The following is an 18,813-nucleotide window of genomic DNA, read 5'->3' as shown; positions in this document are numbered from 1 at the left end:
GATAGGGAGTAAGAGGCAATCTAATAGGTTGTCTTTTTCATGTTTCTGTATGTTCTACTAAGATTACGGTTAGTCTTATTATAGAGGTGAAGAAATGTGCGGAGACGTTTGTATATATGGATTGCGTTAACTTTATTTTTGATTTTAGGTGGAATTGTTTTTTGGACTGCGTTACAAGGAAACCGAACAGAATATTTTATTATGAGACATATGATGAACGAGAATAATACGCTCGCAACGTATCGAATAGCCGATTCAAAGGTAGGAACGAATGAAGCAACCGGCCGTGAAGCTTTGTCAGAATCAGCAGGATTGTGGTTACAACATACGCTTGATATGGAAGATCAATCATTGTTTGATGAACAAGTAAAGGCTATACAAAATTATTTCATCCACCCAACTCATATTGTGTTATGGAAGATTTCTGAAACAGGAGACAAGCAGGGTGGAACGAATGCTCTTGTTGATGATCTTCGCATTATCGAACAACTCTATCGTGCCTATGACATGTATAAAGAGGAACGGTATAAACATCTTGCTGATCAATTGAGTGATGCTGTACTTCGTTATAATAAGAAAGGGAAAAACTATGTTGATTATTATGACGCCGATAAGGGAATAAAGAATAACATATTAACGACATCTTACATAAATCCAAATGCATTCTCTTATATGAAGAAGTACGGAAAACTTTCAGAAACGCAGTATCAAGAAGTGGTTCAATTTTTAGCGGATTATCCAAGGAAGGGCTGGGCATTTCCGAAAGAATATAAAGAAGATGGCACCTTCACATATGAAAAACAGGTGAATATGATTGATCAGTCGTATGTTGCCTATCATCGTAGTTTAGGTGGAATTACTTCAGAAGCATATTTAGATTTTATTAAAAAGACATTTCGAAAAGATGGAAAGCTATATGGCCGTTATGATTTAGAAACAGGAAAACCAGTGGTAGATTTTGAATCACCATCAGCCTATGGGATAACGATTCTATATGTATTACAAGAAGGAGATGTGAAGTTTGCTCAGGAATTATATGAGCGGATGAGCAAGTTTCGGAATGATGATGCATTCAGCAGATTTTATGGTGGATATGTAACGGGGGAAGAGAAAAATACACATATCTTTGATAATTTGTTGCCGCTATTAGCTGAGACGGAATTGAATCGAGATAAGAAATAAAAGCTGTCATCTAAATCGGATGGCAGTTTTTATTTTATCCTACTATTTGCGAGTACATTTTTATTTGCGATATATAAGAGAAGAAAGAAAAAGAAAGAGGAAGAAGCTTCTGAATAAGAAAAAACCTCTTTTGAAACTTCTGTGTTTGAAAAGTATAAAGTAATAGCGCTTCGCTTAACCAAAACAGGTTATGTGAAGCGCTATTATTTTTGAGCAGCTTTTTTTACTTTTTACTTCTCAATAATGGCAGGAAAGGCATGAGTGTAGGCCATTTTACTGCCGGAGTAGGAGAAGGACCTGTGACCCATGTATGGAATGGAATCGCGCTACAGACAACCATTGTGATAATAGAGAATGTTGCTGTCAAAAGAAATAGTAATAGACTATAGAGAATGGTATTAGTCTGTATTGTAAATAGAGATAGTAATTTTGTAAGTAGTTGTAAGAAGAAAAAGTGTGCTAAATAAGCCCCGTACGTATAATTTCCAATAAAACGTAATGTTTTATATAAGGATCCTCGCTGCTGTACAATCATGATAGATAATACATACAGTATTAAAATTTCACATACAATGTATAAAAACATGGATGGCTTTAAATAGGTAGATACAGTAAGGTGAATGGAATCTACGCCATAAAAGCTAAATAACTCGTAGTTGATATATAAGAATAAAATAAAAAAAGAAATCGTAAAAAGAGGTATATGTTTCATGACGAATGTACGCCAAGCCTTTAACGCGACAGCGGCAATTCCTCCCATGACAAAATAGAACGAATAGAAGAAGAAGGACCGGTCTGTATATTGTAAAACGGTTGAAGTTGTTATTTTTTCTCCATTAAAAATATAGTGAGAAGAATACCACATTAAGAGAAAATAAATACTAGTGAAAACGGCCATGTATCTATATATATCTTGCTGATTGTGTGTTCGTTTTTGAAACCAATAGAAAAATCCGCATAGCAGTGGGAACAACAAATGGATTTGGAACATCATGATGACGTACCAAAGATGGGGTGCAGCTGTTCCGAGTAATAGGCTTTTTATCCCGCTTTGCACTGTAACGAATTGGTTTGTTGTAAATAGGTACACAATGGACCAAAAGAAGTAAGGAGCAAGCAAGTGTGCTGTTTTTTCATAGATGTATTCTGTATAAACCATTTGTTTTGTATATTGTCGAATTAAATGAAAGCCAACGATAAAGATGAATGCGGGTGCTGAAAACTTTGCAAGATTAAAGAGCATGCCGATAATGAGAGAGTGTTCTAATGTGATATTTCCTTGATTCATTGTATATAGTAAGGAACTTTGCAAAACAACAGCGAGAAACGCGATGCTTTGCAATACTTTAAATTCTGGTGCATGTTGTGTCATAGTTTCCATCTCCTTTTTCATACATGATTATAGTACGAAGGAAGGGAAAGGACTGTGGAAACTTTGTGAAAGTTATAACAAATTTGTGGCGAGATGGAGAATTAGTAGATGAAATTATGTCGGTGTAAATTTAAATATATCGATATTCCAATAAACAACGACAAAAAAACAGGGGCTTGCTTGAATGAGCTACCCCTGTTTTTTCTTACTTTATATTATGCAAATTTATTCTTAACCCAGTTCTTACCTTCAACAAGGCGAGCTGTCATGACAGCACAAGCGTTATCCGCTGTTACGTTTAACATCGTTGCAGGTGGATCAATGATTGTACTAATAGCTGCGATAATTGGTAATGCCTCTGGCGGGAATCCGTATAAAGAAACGATTAACATTTCACCAATCATTCCACCACCAGGAATAGCCCCCATTACTGTACCAACTAATAGAGATACAACAAGAGCGATTGCTAATGTTTTTGGACCTGAGAAATCCATATTGAAAATCCCAAATAAGAAAGCGATTTTTAAAACGCCACCTAAAACAGATCCATCTTTATGAAGTGTAGAACCAAGAAGGACAACTGTTTCACGAACGTCAGAAGAGATGCCCATCTTTTTCGTTGCTTCTAAGTTTGCCGGAATACTAGCGGCACTACTACAAGTCGCAAGGGATGTAACTGTAGGAGAGACCATGTTTTTCCAAAAGATTTGTACACCTTGCTTGCGTCCTGCAAGATAAGCGTAAAATGTGAAAAAGATAAAGAAGTATATGATAGAAGCAGGATAGTATACCATTGCTGCTCGGAAATATGTTCCAAGAAGTTGTGGTCCAAATTCTCCTACTAAAGCTGCGAAGTAAGCAGCGAGTCCAATTGGAGCATAGTACATAATGAAAGATACAACTTTCATTGAAATTTCTGCACCAGCTTGTAAAAATGCAGCAAATGGTTGTCCTTTTTCTCCAACTGCTGAGGTTGCTACCCCCATTAAAATAGAGAAGAAAATAAGAGCTAACATATTTTCACGAGATAGTAACTTCGAGAAATCTGATACTGTAAGGATGCCGACAATTTGATCAGCAACACTCATGCTTTTTTCAACATTATCAGGTTTTGTTAATTCTAATACAACACCTTGTGCGGGCGGGAATACTTTCACGACAATAATCATAAAAATTGCAGCAATAATACTTGTAAATAAGAAAGTTCCTGCCATGCTAGACATAATTTTTCCGAAACGTTTTAAACCATCCATATTGGCAATAGATGAAGCAATGCTAAAGAACACAAGTGGCACAACAATCGTAAACATTAAGTTTAAGAAAATGTCACCAAGCGGTTTTAAAACAACTGCATCGGTACCCATGAAATAACCAATGAAACCACCAATTAGGATGGAAGATAATAAAATAATTGGAAAGCGATAAGCCTTCATCATATCTCCTCCTATCTATATAAATCCAAATTAAAAAACGAACATTAAACCATTCTTTTTAGATGGGAGAGTGCATCCGGCCGTGCATAGAAGCGGTCAGTGCCTTTTTTAGCCCCATGCCAAGTGAGAACAAAAGGAGAAAACAAGTGGAGATCTTCTTTTGTTTTCATAGCCGCAACTTAGGTGCTTGAAAATCAAAATGGGTATATATGTTGGGAAATCAAGTTGGATTTATATAATTTAAAAAGTCATACTGAATTATTATAGCGATTTATGGGGCAGTTTACTAGGAAAATGCGGATAGATGGAATAGCGTGAAAACCGAGAAATTTTTGTTTTTCCGCTTGTTATAGGGGGAATCAATTGCCCGTAAAAGCAAGATTGGTGCGGGCTGATTAAAGTTTCACTTTATCCCGCTATTCGCGGGCAGTAAGACCTTAAAATTCAAAATTAGGATAAATGGAATGAAGTATTAGGGTATCAAGTTTGTTTGACATTTAATATAATATTTTTAGTAGTTAATTTTGAAATCGCTTACAGGATTAAGGGCAGATATATCTATAAGATAGATACAGGAGCAGCAGTTATTATGTGCGATGTGTTTTAACAGTGTTTTGGTTACTGTAGACGGTCTCATGAGAGTGGACAAAAATATGTCGTTTTTCAAGTGGGGAAGGTGTATGAAATAAGATTACACTTGTTGTAGCGATATTATTATTTGCATGGAGTTAACAATTAAAAAGTGTGAGACGATGAGCAATTGTGCTAGATGTCTTTTATGGTAATGAGATGATTATATTTAGAATGCCGATGGTTTTAAAGTCACTTCTGTTCATTCTATTTTTTTACCATTTTGATGATGTGAGATAAGCAAAAGTGGAAAAGGGGAGTAGGAAGTTAAAATGGATACGATAGAGACGCGAGTTTTTCATTTGATTTTACATGGAGGAAATGCAAGAAGTTGTGCGATGGAGGCAATCGATTACGCAAAGCGTGGAGAGTTTGAAGAGGCGGACGCTAAATTACAGGATGCACTGCAAGAATTACAAGAGGCACATTGCTTGCAAACAGATTTAATCCAAAGAGAAGCTGGCGGAGAAAAAACAGAAATTACACTTCTTATGGTTCATGCGCAAGATCATTTAATGAATGCAATCACAGTGAAGGAATTAGCGACTGAATTTGTAGAGTTATATAAGAAAATGTTAGCAGAAGAGTGAGACTATCATCTTTTGTCGTTACTTGATGAATCGCCGATATATTTCATTTTGCGCCGATATATTGTGAGAAACGGACGATATATTGGAGGAATCGCTGATAAAATATTTAGGAGAATATTTTTTAACCACCTTGCGTATACAGGGTGGTTTTTATGTCGGGAAAAGAGTCGCTTATGATGAAAACAGTACTACTTATGTACCAATCTATTTCTTTTTCCTTAATATATGTAACAATAAAAGTGTAAGGGAGGTGGAAGATAGTGAAAGTTCACCTTGAATTAGATCCATCACAAGATGAAATAGAGATTATTGTAAAGACAAAAGAAGTAACAGATGAAATTCACCAACTTTTAAAAAGGATAGAAGGAGGGAGTGTGAAACAAATTGTTGGAATTTTAGAACAGAAATATTATTTGTTAGAGCCACAAGATATATATTGGTTTTATGCAGAAAACCGAAAGGTAATGGCTCAAACGACGAAAGGTAATCTTGAGGTGAAATCACGTTTGTATGAATTAGAGATAAAACTACAAGGTGATCGATTTGTACGATTTTCAAAATCTACATTAGCTAACTTGCAGCATGTAACAAGCTTTGAAATGTCTTTTAGCGGCAGTATGTGTGCCCACTTTTCAAATGGAATGAAAGAATACGTTTCAAGAAAATATGTACCACTTATTAAAGAAGTGTTGAATATGGGAGGAGGTTAAAGGAATATGGTTACATTGTTTGATAAAGTATGGTCCAAAGTCTTGACAGGAATCGCGATGGCGATGATCTATAGTTTATTGTTTTTAGGGATTGGTTATGCGAATGGAGTAGATGTATTAGAGACAGAGACATTGCTCTTTCATCTTGGGATAGCAAATATCGTTGGGGTAATTTTCTCTTTTGCTTCTTTAGTGTTTGAGAAAGAAGAATGGAGTATGTTAAAGCAAACAATCATTCACTGTATCATTTTACTAGGCACATTTTTACCGATTGCGATTTGGGTGGGCTGGGTTCCAGCGAGTCCGGTTCCAATACTGGTTTGTATAGGTAGCTTTCTCTTGATTTACCTTGTTCTATGGTTTGCGATGGCGATATATTGGAAGAAAAAAATTGAGGAATTGAATAATGGATTAAAATAAGTTTGTAGGAAGGTACCATTTTGTTGATGTGTTGAACTACCCATATATTGTGAAAATCGCTGATATTATAATAAGGTGACTCTTTTCTGTATGTATGGATACGTACCATCAGTGGTACCCCACTGATGGTATTGTTATGGTTTCAAGAACCTCCTTTAATCGTTAACTCATACTAGCTATTTCCCCTAAACCACGAACTAATTTGTTTATATAAAACCGCCCAGGTTTTAAGATGCCTAACATGTAGTTAATTGCCTTTTCGGGATCGACCGCAGTCCCGCATGTATAACAGTCAATTGCAGCGAAGCCCTTTTCTGGGTACGTGTGAATAGAGATATGGCTTTCTGATAATAAAACGAGTACAGTAACGCCATTTGGTTGAAATATCTTTTCACTTACTGATAAGACTGTAGCACCACATATAGCAGAAGCAGTGACTAAATGATGCTTTAAAAGTTCACAATCATTTAATAGAGAAAAGTCTGTTTCCCACAAATCTACTATTATGTGTCTACCAAATGTTGAGTATTCCATATTTTGTATTGCACCTCCTAAAGAGAACCTCCCTTGCTATATGAGTTAAAATTGCATATCTTTCCGGTAACAATCGTGTAATGTTAGGTTATCTTGCGTATTTAAAACAGCAAAATCTTGTTGTTCTAACAGTTCGCTTTTAAATTGGAAGAGAGGAGAAAGAGTCGGCGGAAGTGTTTGGTGAGGGACTGTCACAGATAATTTTTCAATTCGTTTCAGAACAGCTGACTGATTTGTTGCGATATGAAATCCCCAGTCATTTCCGAAAGAAGGAACGATTGTATGGTAGCTTTTCACAGTTAACTCAGCACTTTTCATTGTTTTAGCAATACTCCAATATACAAGAGGTGCATCTGCAGGCGAATTGGATTGGCAAACAAGTGCACCACCTTCAGCAAGAAAATGAGAGACATATGTGAAAAATTCTTTCGTATAAAGCTGGCTTAAAACTTCGGTCGCTGGATCGGGGAAATCAATAATAATGACATCATATAGAAGGGATTGGGATTGAAGAAATTCTTTTGCATCGCATATATGCACAGTGACACGGTCATCAAAAAGGGCACGTTTATTTAAAGAAACAATTTCTGGAACTTCGCGAGCCATTCTAATCATTTCTTCATCTAAATCAACTAGGTCTACATGAAGGACACTTGTATACTTTAATACCTCACGTAAAGCGAGTGCATCGCCTCCTCCTAAAATAAGAATGTGTTTTGGATTCTCCACTTGTGACATAATTGGATGAACAAGCGCCTCATGATAAATTTGTTCATCGACAGAGCTAAATTGTAATTGTTTGTCCAAGTATAGTCTTAAGTCATTTACTTGTACTAAATTAATATTTTGATATTTACTTCTCGCATCAATTAAATTTGTATGCTCTCCTCTTTGTATTTCTTTCAGTGCAATCTCATCCCATATATCTAATGTGTTAGAGTATACCGCTAGCTTTTCGTTATTGGAATGCATCTCTAATTTTTCATTGCTAACTGTATTTTGTATATTTTTACTACTCGAATGTACTTCTAATCTTTTGCTGTTAAATTCATCACGAGCATTTATCTGATCAGGCTGTGTCATTATTTTTGGTATATTCCGTTTCTCATAAAAATATTTTGAGAAATCCATGTCATAAATGAATGCTGCACTTTTTCGTCTTCTTCTATGTTTTGGCATAAATAAACTCCTTTCCATTTGTATAAATCAAGTTTATTTTATTCTATGTAAATGAAATAGAGTTGGATTGGACAATTCTTATAAGAGTAGAGAATATAGATAGCTATAGCAATTTATCTCCTTAATGTGGATTACTTGTCTTTTTATATGCAGAAGAAATGATAGTTTGCTTCCATTTTGATAAAAAATAAAATTTATTTATAAAAATATTTCATTGATTTGTTTTTATACTAGACTAGACAACTAAACACTAATCTATATTCATACAGTTATGTGTTAAAAGCGTGTTGTTTTATAACACACTATCGTTATTTTGGGTAACACACTATTTGAAAGCGGTAACACACAATAAAAATATAAGAAAAAACGTTAATTTTAGGCGTTTTAAAAAGTTGGCACGCTAATTGCATTAATAAAAGGCGTAAAGAAAAAGAAATAACAAAAATAGTTTACATGCATAGGGGGACTTATTAATGAATATTTTACTTTGTTGTTCAGCAGGAATGTCTACAAGCTTACTAGTTACAAAAATGGAAGAGGCTGCAAAAGCTCGCGGTCTAGAAGGAAAGATTTGGGCTGTATCTGGGGATGCAGTGAAAAACAACATTGATGAAGCAGACGTATTATTACTAGGACCACAAGTTCGTTATATGCTTTCTTCTTTGAAAACGCTTGCCGATGAGAACAATGTCGGAATCGATGTTATTAATCCAATGCATTACGGCATGATGAATGGAGAAGCAGTTTTAGATCACGCATTAACACTTAAAAAATAATTAGGGAGGGAAATAAAATGCAAAAATTTATTGCATTTATGGAAAAGTATGTTGTTCCAGTCGCTGGTAGAATTGGGTCGCAACGTCATTTAGCGGCAATTCGTGATGGTTTTATTGCAGTAATGCCACTTATCTTAGTAGGTTCAATGGCAGTACTTGTTAATGGATTGCCAATTGAAGGCTTCCAAAACTTTATGAAGAGTATGTTCGGCGATACATGGACAATGGTCGGCGGAAATATGTGGACTGGATCCTTTGCGATTTTAGCTTTAATGGTAGCAATTACAACGAGTTATAACTTAGCGAAATCTTACGGTGTTGATGGATTGTCAGCAGGTCTTATTTCATTTGGTGCGTTAGTCATTCTTACACCAACAACACCGAAAGAAGGCGGATTGAACTTAGCTTGGACAGGTGCACAAGGTTTATTCGTAGCCTTAATTGTAGCGCTTCTTGTTACAGAAGTATTCCGTTACTTAGTACAAAAAGATATTACTTTTAAAATGCCAGATGGTGTACCACCAGCTGTTATGAGATCTTTCGCAGCATTAGTTCCAGCTTTTATCATTTTAACAGTAGTAGCAGGTATTCAATTAGCAGTGAAATTATCTGGAACGAGCGTTCATGAATTCATCTTTAATACGCTTCAAGTACCATTACAAGGTTTAGCAGGTACATTACCAAGTGCAATTATTATCGCGTTACTTGTACATCTTCTTTGGTTCTTTGGTTTACATGGTCCAAATATTGTCGGTGGTATTATCGAGCCGCTATACTTACCAGCATTACAAAAAAACATGGATTTATTCCAAAATGGAACATCTCCATTTGATGTTCCAAACATTGTTACAAAACCATTCTTTGATATTTTCGTATATCTAGGTGGATCTGGTGCAACATTAGCATTCTTAGTTGTTGTATTCCTAGTAGCAAAAAGTGCACAAATGCGCGGTGTATCAAGATTATCTTTAGCTCCTGGTATGTTTAACATTAACGAACCAGTAATCTTTGGTACACCAATTGTGTTAAATCCAATTTTATTCATTCCATTTGTGTTAACACCAGTTGTATTAGTTATTACGTCTTATACAGCAATTTCTCTTGGTCTAGTACCAAAAACAGTAGCGATGGTTCCTTGGACAATGCCACCAATTATTAGTGGTTACCTTGTAACAGGTGGACACATTTCCGGTGCAATTCTACAGTTATTCAACTTTGTACTTGCGATGGCAATTTACTTCCCATTCGTTGTAGCATGCGACCGTTCTGTCATTCGCACTGAAAAAGCTGCGACACAAGGAAAAGATCAATCTGTACCTATGTAATATATGATTGTTCTCACGGGCGAAGCCAGCCCGTGAGAACAATACCTTTATATCATGTTCAGAAAGATGGCACACATCTAGAAGAACATCAAAATAAAATTAAGAAAATAATATTTTAATAGACACGTTCAAACTGAAGGGGTATTTCAAGTCGGTTGAACTTAATAGAGAGGGCGGTATTTATGATGACTACAGCAGAACAAATTCCATTCCAATTAATTTTACACAGCGGTAACGCAAGAAGCTATGCGATGGAGGCATTGCAATATGCAAAACAGGGGAAATTGCTAGAAGCAGATGAAGCGATGGGAAAAGCGAAAGAAGCGATTAATGAAGCTCACCATTTCCAAACAGAACTTATCCAAGCAGAAGCAAGAGGAGAAAAAACAGAAATTAGTGTCCTTTTAATTCATGCGCAAGACCATTTGATGAATTCAATGACTGTAAAGGAATTAGCGGCAGAATTTATCGATCTTTATAAAAAGCTTGATGCGAAAGGAGAATAAGTGATGAGTGGGATTAAAATTGCTACAATCGGCGGTGGGTCTAGTTATACACCAGAATTAATTGAAGGATTTATTAAGCGCTATGATGAACTACCAGTTCGTGAAATTTGGTTAGTAGATGTTGAAGCGGGGAAAGAAAAATTAGAAATCGTTGGTAGCTTAGCGAAACGCATGGTAAAAAAAGCTGGTTTACCAATTGATATTCACTTAACACTTGATCGCCGCGCAGCACTTAAAGATGCTGATTTTGTAACAACGCAGCTTCGTGTTGGTTTGTTAGAAGCACGTGCGAAGGATGAAGCGATTCCGTTGAAATATGATGTAATTGGCCAGGAAACAAATGGACCTGGCGGTTTATTCAAAGCATTGAGAACGATTCCGGTTATTTTGGATATTTGTAAAGACATGGAGGAGCTTTGTCCAAACGCTTGGCTTATTAACTTTGCAAATCCAGCAGGTATGGTAACAGAGGCTGTACTTCGCTACACAAGTATTCAAAAAGTAGTAGGATTATGTAACGTACCAATTGGAATTCGTATGGGACTTGCAAAATTGCTTGAAGTAGATGCAAGCCGCGTTCATGTTGATTTTGCTGGTTTAAATCACATGGTCTACGGATTAAATGTGTATTTAGATGGAGTAAGTGTTATGGATCGCGTGTTAGAACTTGTAACAGATCCAGAGAACCAAATTACGATGGAAAACATCGCTGCGCTTGATTGGGAGCCAGATTTCATCCGCGCTCTTCGTGCAATTCCATGTCCATACCATCGCTATTACTATAAAACACGTGAAATGCTAGAAGAAGAAAAACAAGCTTCTATTGAAAAAGGCACACGTGCAGAAGTCGTGAAACAATTAGAAGACGACTTATTCGAGTTATATAAAGACCCGAATTTAGATATTAAGCCACCGCAATTAGAAAAACGCGGAGGAGCATACTATAGTGATGCAGCATGTAGCTTAATTACATCTATTTATAATAATAAAGGTGATATTCAACCTGTTAATACGAGAAATAACGGTACAATTGCAAGCTTGCCACATGATTCTGCTGTTGAAGTAAACTGTATCATCACAAAGGATGGTCCAAAACCAATCGCGGTAGGAGACTTACCAGTTCCTGTTCGTGGTTTAGTTCAGCAAATTAAATCATTTGAGCGCACGACAATTGAAGCGGCTGTTACAGGTGATTATTATAAAGCGCTGCTTGCTATGACAATTAATCCACTTGTACCATCAGATAAAGTAGCAAAACAAATTTTAGATGAAATGTTGGAAGCTCACAAAGAATATCTTCCGCAGTTCTTCGAAAAAGTAGAGAGATAAAAAGCGGCGCTTATAAAGCCCGCTTTTTTTCAATTTATATTTATATAAATTGAAAAAATCGAGATAAAACCTTTCTTTTTAGGCGGGGAGAGAGCATCCGCCCATGGATAGAAGCGGTCAGATCCTTTTTGGCCCCATGTCAAGTTAGAACAAAAGGAGAAAATGGGTGTAGGTCACTTTTTGATTTTCATGGTAGCGGATTATATGTAGTAAATCAAGATGGATATATAGTAGGAGGGAAAAAGATGATTCGATTAATCGTAAATGCAGATGATTTTGGTCTTACAGAAGGTACAAACTATGGCATTATTGAAGGGCATGTAAACGGGATAGTAAATTCTACGACAATGATGATGAACATGCCAGGAGTAGAGCATGCTGTGCGTTTAGCGAAAGAACATAAGACACTCGGGGTCGGGGTGCATCTTGTGTTAACGGCAGGAAAACCGCTCCTTTCAGATGCTCCGTCACTTATAAGCGCAGATGGATTCTTTCATAAACAAAGTGTTGTAAGAGAAGGAAATATAAATCCTGAAGAGGTGGAAAGAGAGTGGACTGCTCAAATAGAAAAATTTTTATCCTATGGGTTAACACCAACGCATTTAGATAGCCATCATCATGTACATAGTTTGCCGATATTGCATGATGTCCTTGAGCGATTAGCAACAAAATATGATGTGCCAATTCGCAGATGTGAACAAGAGAGAGCGGTGCGTCCGTTTTCTGATGTGTTTTATAGTGATTTCTATAGCGATGGCGTGCAGGAAGATTACTTTGTTACATTAAAAGAGCGTGTGGGGGCAGGAAAAACAGTAGAAGTTATGGCGCATCCTGCTTACATTGATCCAGAGCTTGTAAAACGTTCTTCTTATGTGATGGATCGTGTGAAGGAACTACGAATTTTAACAGAAAGTATTTTGCCAGAAGGAATAGAGCTTGTGCGGTTTTAATATGTGAAGGTTTAAAACTGAAAACTTAAGACTTAAAACCGTCCTTTTTGGGGAGGGAGAGAGGATCCGGCCGAGGGTAGGAGCGGTCAGGGCCTTTTTTAGCCCCATGCCAAGTTAGAACAAAAGGAGCAAGTGAGAGGAAGTCTTCTTTTGTGTTCGAAACCGTAGCTTATACGCTTGAAAAGTAAAATTGAAAGGTTGATATAAAGCTTTTAGGGAGGAAGAGAGGATCCGGCTGAGGGTAGAAGCGGTCAGGGCCTTTTTTAGCCCCATGCCAAGTTAGAACAAAAGGAGCAAGTGAGAGGAAGTCTTCTTTTGTGTTCGAAACCGCAGCTTATACGCTTGAAAAGTAAAATTGAAAGGTTGATATATTTAGGGTGGAAGAGAGGATCCGGCCGAGGGTAGAAGCGGTCAGATCCTTTTTTAGCCCCATGCGGAGTTAAACTAAAAGGAGAAAGTCTTCTTTTGTGTTTATAACTGTGACTTACGTGCCTCAAAATTAAAATGTATGTAGTAGTGTTCCTCCTAAATATTTACAAGTGTCCTATGAAAGCCTAACCATCAGTGGAAGGTGTCTTTCCTCCTAATGATGGAAGTTTTACTTTATACAAACATTCCCCGTCAATCATTCTTCCTGTATCTTCAAAGCCAATAACTTCATATAGTTGCTTTGCAACTATATTTTTCGGTTCAAAAGATAGAAAAATTTCATGACAATCCGTATTTTTTCTCAGTTCGTCTATTACATGTAATAGTGCCGTTTTCCCGTACCCTTTTCCTTGGTGTTTATGATCTATCATGAGTCTACATATTTCAAAAAAATGATGTTGCTCACAATATCCATACATTGTAAATCCAACCATTGTTTCATCATTGTATATTGCCTTCGTAATCCAACCTTTTTGAATTTTCGACTGTGCTAATGATAAAGCATTTGAAGCGACAAATTCTTCACAAATGAAGTGTTGGTCTTCTTTGTTTGTCGTTAAGAATATACATTCTATCCAATTTTCATTCGTAATATCTCGTAAACTTATATTCATTCCATTCTCACTCTTTCTTCTTTAATCCATCAGGTTATATATTTCTACAAACAAAAACATTTCTCCTATAAGAGAAATGTTTCTTTACATATTCAAATGCCTACTACAATCAAAAGGGCTCCAAAAATCATATGAAGTGACCGTAAAAAGTGAGGCCGTTTTTTTGTCATAATTTGTCGAATCGCCGATATATTGTGAGAAATGGTCGATATATTTGAAAAATCGCTGGTAAAATTTCACGTACTAATCCACACCATTCAAATTTCAACAACTTATATGGCTAGATGATAGACAAAACATAGCCGCTACAAGCGCCGAGAACAACGATGATCCATGGTGGTGTTTTCCAAAATGCTAATAGGCAAAATAGGAGAGAAGCGATGACAAAGTCAGCTGTACCTATGATGGAGCTTGTCCAAATTGGATTGTAAAAGGCTGCTAGTAAAATGCCAACAACAGCAGCATTAACGCCAAGGAGTGCACCTTGTATGTAAGACAAGCGTCTCACTTGATACCAAAATGGCAGCACACCGATGACGAGTAAGAATGCTGGGAGAAAGATAGCAATTGTCGCAAGTGTAGCGCCTAGCGCTCCGCCTAGTATCGTTCCTATGTAAGCAGCGAATGTAAAGAGTGGCCCTGGAACGGCTTGCGTTAATCCATATCCTGCTAGAAATTGCTCTTTTGTCATCATGCCATTTAACACAAATTCGTTTTCAAGAAGAGGAAGAACGACATGCCCTCCGCCAAACACAAGTGAGCCAGAGCGATAGAAACTATCAAACAAGGCAATCCAGTGTGAGAAGGGGCGTAATATTGGTAGCAAGAATAATAAACTAAAAAATAGTAAGAGACATATGATGCCTGCTATACGTGAAACTGGAATATGGGTTTTGCTAACAGGTGGAATTTCATGTTTACGATATAAGAGCCAGCCAATAAGGCCAGCGAGTAGAATGAGCGTAACTTGCGTCCAAGCACTCGGAAATAGTAATGCCAGTGCCGCCGTAGTAATAGCGATGGTTGCTCGGTTCCGGTCCGGTGTTAGCTTCTGCGCCATTCCCCATATTGCATGAGCTACAATCGCGACTGCTACAAGTTTTAATCCATGAATCCATCCAGCATTTTCTACGTGGAATTGCTGGAGTAGTGAAGCAAAAAAGACAAGAACAAGAACAGATGGGAGTGTAAAGCCTACCCAGGCAACGATAGCTCCAAGAAAGCCTCCGCGTGATAAACCGATGCCAATTCCCACTTGGCTACTTGCAGGACCGGGGAGAAATTGACAGAGTGCCACTAAATCTCCATAACTGCGCTCATCCATCCATTTTCGTTTTTTGACATATTCGTGATGGAAGTAACCAAGGTGAGCGACAGGTCCTCCAAAAGAAGTAAGTCCTAGTTTAAGTGATACGAGAAAAATTTCTATTATTGTTTTCAAGACAACCTCCTAAGAAATGATAATTCTACGTGTATTATACAGGAACTCGTGCAGCATGAGGAATGAGGAGGATGTTAAGCTTTTGTAAAGATTCACAAAGAGGAATCAAATCTCTCATAAAAAGCGTGCCTGAAAGAGTCATAATTGATCGTGTCCTAACAATAAATTAGTTAAAGGAGACGTCAGTATTAGTTTGAAATTTATATAAGGAGAATGTTGCTCGTATGACAAAACATTTCGTTGCTAAGCTGAAAGGCAGTAATGAACTACCTCCTGTAAAAACAAAGGCTTATGGGGTTGCAGAGCTTATTTTTAATGATGATTTTACAAAACTTCATTATAGGGTCATATTGAAGAATATTGAGAAGGTAACATCTTGTCAAATTCATTTAGGGAAAGAGAATCAGAGTGGGCCGGTGGTTTTATTCTTATATGGACCGGTCAAGCATGGGATTAGTGTGAATGAAGGAAGAATAACGGGCATGGTATCTACTAAAGATTTAGAAGAGGGGCCTTTGCAAGGGAAGACGTTTGAGAATCTTGTGCAGGCAATTGATGAAGCGAATGCATATGTAAATGTTCATACAAGGACATGTACGAGAGGAGAAATTCGAGGGGAAATAAAGGAATATAGTCGATCCATGAGTCGATAAGTAAACATACCCGTGAATGTTCATATTCACGGGTATGTTTACTTTATTCTTTTTTTTCTGATTGATTCTTTATGAAGAAGTCCATTACATAAAAAACTTCATCATCTGGAATTTGTACGTCAAACGTGTTTTCAATTGGTTGCAATGATTTTTTGACTTTCATATACATCCAATATTCATCTTGCCTACGCGTTTCTTTATCAGGGTAAGGAAGGAGTTTTTCTCCTTTTTGAAGTCGATCAACCATACAGCTCATATGCAAAATAACCCCCATTAAACTATCAGGATTTAACTGTAAGGAGATGACCTCTTGAATTGTATTTAATGCATAACGCACTGTTTTGATCATGAGTGCCCCATCATTCCGCTGCATTTGTTGTCCGAGAATATCAGCCATTTTTGCGTATGTTTCTTCATACATAATTAATTCTTGGATTGGTTGAATGGCTTTATAGTTTACGATGTCTTGGAAATGATACGTTAAACAGGGTACTTGTACATCAAAGTTTGTGACAATACAAATCATATTGCGTTCTTTCTTTATGTTTTCGATCATTTTCGTTAAATCTTTTTCATGAATGATACTAATTGGAATAATTTCTATTAAATCTTTATCGAATCGTAAATAGTTTTCAAGCATTTTTTGAATAGCTAGTGCGCTTCCTTCTCCTGTTAAACAAGCAGTTAAAATGACAGATTTCATTGGAGCGAGCGGTTTTTTCTTTTCCTCTTGTACGTTTAAATAAAATGGTGTTAAGTTTTTCACCGTTTCATATAATGCGTCTAATGAGTACCCAAGTTGTGCTTTTCTTGCTGCTTCTAGTACGTGCGGTGTACTTGTCATAGAGAGAACGCGTACAGGAATATGAAATTCCGTCTCTAATATATCCCCGATATAGGCAAGTGAACCCATATCAACAAGCAAGAGGAGTCCATTTATATGTTCTAGCGTTTTCATGTACACCTTTACTCGTTCTAAGAAATCTTTCGGTGATTCATGAAGCGGCATATCAATACCTGTTACTTCATCAATACCGAGAAGTTCATTCGCGACATTTGCCATTTCTGTTGCAATACCATTACCGTGAGCTAAAATTAATACTTTTACTTCTGTTTGAGAAGCGGGAATAGGATCAACGACGAAAAACATCGTTAAAAATCCAGCTTCATCAATAGGCATCGTGATTTGCAGTTCTTCTTCTAAGAGTTGGATACATTGCATAGCAACCGAAAAGGCTTCTTTGTACTTCGTGCGAATTTGATTAAGTTGTGGGTGATGAATTTGTTTCCCGCTGTGCAGCCGTTGTAGAGTTGTCTGTACATGTAAACTTAAAGCGAGAAACATTTTTTCATCGAATGTCTTAGATAACTGTTTGTCCGCTAGTTCAGCGATTTTTTCGCACACAGAGACAATATTACGATCGACAATTTTAAAGACGTTTTCATGATTTGTCTTTTTTGATATTTGATTAAAATAATGAACGAAAAAACTTTGTATATCATTGTCTATTAATAATTCTAATTCTTCTTCTTCAATTCCGCGTGCTTGTAGTTCTTCATATTTATGGTCGATGTAATCATAAATGGAAGAACGTGTATCTTCTGTTTTATGTCTACTCCATCCTTCGTCCCCCGTAAACACAAATGTCTCGTTTGGAACTTGGTACAAATGACGGCTTTTTCTTTCGATAAATAGGCCTTCCTTCATGTACCAAGGTAAATCAGTGCTCGAAACGCGGACATAGTCTCGCTTCTTTGTTACGAAGTCGGAATAGGCTTTCGCGCAGGCAATTTGTACGTCTGTTTTTAATTGTCCAATGTTATTTGGGCATTGATAAAAGACGAATGCACGCATTGCATTTGGGCTGACATGAATTTCTTTTCGCAGACGAATCGCTTCATTAGTAAAAAAGAGTTGTAGCAAGGCGAAACGTTCTTGATGCGTCCTCTCCCGAAGTGGCGGAAGCGTTACGGTCATCGGAATTCGTCTTGTAAATGTTTTGAGTAAAAAAGAATTTGGTTCTTCTGTTGTTGCTGTAATAATTAATACGTGTGCTCGGCGCTCGTTCTCTGTCTCTCCAAGGCGACGATATACACCGCGATCAATAAAGGTGAATAGCATTTCTTGACCTTCTGGAGGAAGGCGATGCACTTCATCTAGAAAGAGAATTCCTTCATGAGCTTTTTCGATTAATCCTTTTTGATCACTTGCGCCAGTATAAGCTCCTTTTTTAATCCCGAAAAGTTGTCCGAGTAGGAGCTGAGGATTATTTGCATAATCTGCACAGTTAAAAACGATAAAGGGCGCATCTTTTTTGAGCTGATTGACTTCAATTGCGTATTCATGCATTAAAGAAGCAAACATAGATTTCCCGACACCTGTTTCCCCAAGTAGTAAAGTATGCATACCATTTGGAGGATAGAGTACAGCGGCCTTTGCTTTTTCAATCGCAATTTTGAGGCTTGTATTTTCTTTTGCAAAGGCATCGAGTGAAGTGTCATTTTGTGAAGGCGTTTCCATAGGGAGGTTATCTCCTAAATAGAAACGGACAGGGCGTGTTCCAGTTTTAGATAAACGACCATCTTTCACAAGTTTATTTAAATCGCTGCTTACATTTGCACGATCTAGCTGTAGAAGTGTAGCGAGTTCAGATGCTGTTACACCTTCTGCGTAATTCCCCTTTTGCATTGCATCATAAATGAGGTCCATTCGTTTCATTTTTTTTTCACCTCGAAATTT

General features: G+C 37.0%; 17 protein-coding genes. 10 read left to right on the top strand and 7 right to left on the bottom strand.

The window, feature by feature from the left end; all coding sequences use genetic code 11:
• Positions 1-96: 96 nt before the first annotated feature.
• Positions 97-1,182, top strand: a complete 1,086-nt coding sequence (locus tag CN373_RS17920) for a transcriptional regulator (protein WP_098359831.1) — start codon at positions 97-99, stop codon at positions 1,180-1,182.
• Positions 1,183-1,405: 223 nt separating this feature from the next.
• Here the strand turns inward: CN373_RS17920 and CN373_RS17915 are convergent, their stop codons facing one another.
• Both CN373_RS17915 and CN373_RS17910 read right to left on the bottom strand, forming a co-directional pair.
• Positions 1,406-2,575: an acyltransferase family protein gene (locus tag CN373_RS17915; protein WP_113745335.1), complete on the bottom strand. Its 1,170-nt coding sequence runs from the start codon at positions 2,573-2,575 to the stop codon at positions 1,406-1,408.
• Between the two features lie 194 nt (positions 2,576-2,769).
• A complete protein-coding gene (locus CN373_RS17910; protein WP_098359829.1) occupies positions 2,770-3,987 on the bottom strand; it encodes a dicarboxylate/amino acid:cation symporter in 1,218 nt (405 codons plus the stop codon).
• 902 nt (positions 3,988-4,889) lie between these two features.
• Between CN373_RS17910 and CN373_RS17905 the strand changes: the two genes are divergently transcribed.
• The 3 genes from CN373_RS17905 to CN373_RS17895 all read left to right on the top strand — a co-directional run bounded on the left by CN373_RS17905 (position 4,890) and on the right by CN373_RS17895 (position 6,337).
• Positions 4,890-5,207, top strand: coding sequence for a PTS lactose/cellobiose transporter subunit IIA (locus CN373_RS17905; RefSeq protein WP_000379660.1), 318 nt, complete (start codon positions 4,890-4,892; stop codon positions 5,205-5,207).
• A 260-nt stretch (positions 5,208-5,467) separates the two neighbouring features.
• Positions 5,468-5,917, top strand: coding sequence for a LytTR family DNA-binding domain-containing protein (locus CN373_RS17900; protein WP_000862867.1), 450 nt, complete (start codon positions 5,468-5,470; stop codon positions 5,915-5,917).
• A 6-nt stretch (positions 5,918-5,923) separates the two neighbouring features.
• On the top strand, positions 5,924-6,337 hold the full coding sequence (locus CN373_RS17895; protein WP_000256988.1) for a DUF3021 domain-containing protein: 414 nt from the start codon (positions 5,924-5,926) through the stop codon (positions 6,335-6,337).
• A gap of 162 nt (positions 6,338-6,499) precedes the next feature.
• Here CN373_RS17895 and speD read toward each other — a convergent pair whose 3' ends face one another.
• Positions 6,500-6,871, bottom strand: a complete 372-nt coding sequence (gene speD / locus CN373_RS17890) for an adenosylmethionine decarboxylase (RefSeq protein ID WP_000456842.1) — start codon at positions 6,869-6,871, stop codon at positions 6,500-6,502.
• A gap of 45 nt (positions 6,872-6,916) precedes the next feature.
• A complete protein-coding gene (locus CN373_RS17885) occupies positions 6,917-8,050 on the bottom strand; it encodes a polyamine aminopropyltransferase (RefSeq protein WP_425290443.1) in 1,134 nt (377 codons plus the stop codon).
• A gap of 473 nt (positions 8,051-8,523) precedes the next feature.
• On the opposite strand from CN373_RS17885, the gene CN373_RS17880 reads away from it, so the two are divergent.
• From CN373_RS17880 to chbG, 5 genes are all read left to right on the top strand, one after another.
• Complete coding sequence (locus CN373_RS17880; RefSeq protein WP_001023570.1) at positions 8,524-8,826, top strand: PTS sugar transporter subunit IIB; 303 nt, start codon at positions 8,524-8,526, stop codon at positions 8,824-8,826.
• Positions 8,827-8,843: 17 nt separating this feature from the next.
• The gene (gene celB / locus CN373_RS17875) at positions 8,844-10,151 is read left to right on the top strand and encodes a PTS cellobiose transporter subunit IIC (protein ID WP_001168861.1); all 1,308 of its coding nucleotides are present in this window, start codon (positions 8,844-8,846) and stop codon (positions 10,149-10,151) included.
• 182 nt (positions 10,152-10,333) lie between these two features.
• Positions 10,334-10,657 (top strand): PTS lactose/cellobiose transporter subunit IIA, encoded by a 324-nt coding sequence (locus CN373_RS17870; protein WP_000989045.1) that lies wholly within the window; start codon positions 10,334-10,336, stop codon positions 10,655-10,657.
• Between the two features lie 3 nt (positions 10,658-10,660).
• Positions 10,661-11,986, top strand: a complete 1,326-nt coding sequence (celF, locus tag CN373_RS17865) for a 6-phospho-beta-glucosidase (protein WP_000014280.1) — start codon at positions 10,661-10,663, stop codon at positions 11,984-11,986.
• A 245-nt stretch (positions 11,987-12,231) separates the two neighbouring features.
• The gene (gene chbG / locus CN373_RS17860; protein WP_000620277.1) at positions 12,232-12,936 is read left to right on the top strand and encodes a chitin disaccharide deacetylase; all 705 of its coding nucleotides are present in this window, start codon (positions 12,232-12,234) and stop codon (positions 12,934-12,936) included.
• A 554-nt stretch (positions 12,937-13,490) separates the two neighbouring features.
• On the opposite strand, the gene CN373_RS17855 is transcribed toward chbG, so the two are convergent.
• On the bottom strand, positions 13,491-13,979 hold the full coding sequence (locus CN373_RS17855; protein WP_098359828.1) for a GNAT family N-acetyltransferase: 489 nt from the start codon (positions 13,977-13,979) through the stop codon (positions 13,491-13,493).
• Positions 13,980-14,259: 280 nt separating this feature from the next.
• A complete protein-coding gene (locus tag CN373_RS17850; RefSeq protein ID WP_098359827.1) occupies positions 14,260-15,420 on the bottom strand; it encodes a chromate transporter in 1,161 nt (386 codons plus the stop codon).
• A 224-nt stretch (positions 15,421-15,644) separates the two neighbouring features.
• Between CN373_RS17850 and CN373_RS17845 the strand changes: the two genes are divergently transcribed.
• Positions 15,645-16,073, top strand: coding sequence for a CHRD domain-containing protein (locus tag CN373_RS17845; protein ID WP_000160438.1), 429 nt, complete (start codon positions 15,645-15,647; stop codon positions 16,071-16,073).
• Between the two features lie 43 nt (positions 16,074-16,116).
• Here the strand turns inward: CN373_RS17845 and CN373_RS17840 are convergent, their stop codons facing one another.
• Positions 16,117-18,792, bottom strand: a complete 2,676-nt coding sequence (locus CN373_RS17840) for a sigma 54-interacting transcriptional regulator (RefSeq protein ID WP_098359826.1) — start codon at positions 18,790-18,792, stop codon at positions 16,117-16,119.
• Positions 18,793-18,813 lie beyond the last annotated feature (21 nt).

The organism is Bacillus cereus, from assembly GCF_002561295.1.
Classification (GTDB): Bacteria; Bacillota; Bacilli; order Bacillales; family Bacillaceae_G; genus Bacillus_A; species Bacillus_A cereus_S.
Note: the sequence above shows the minus strand (reverse complement) of the source record. Positions and strands in the feature narration are given on the sequence as shown.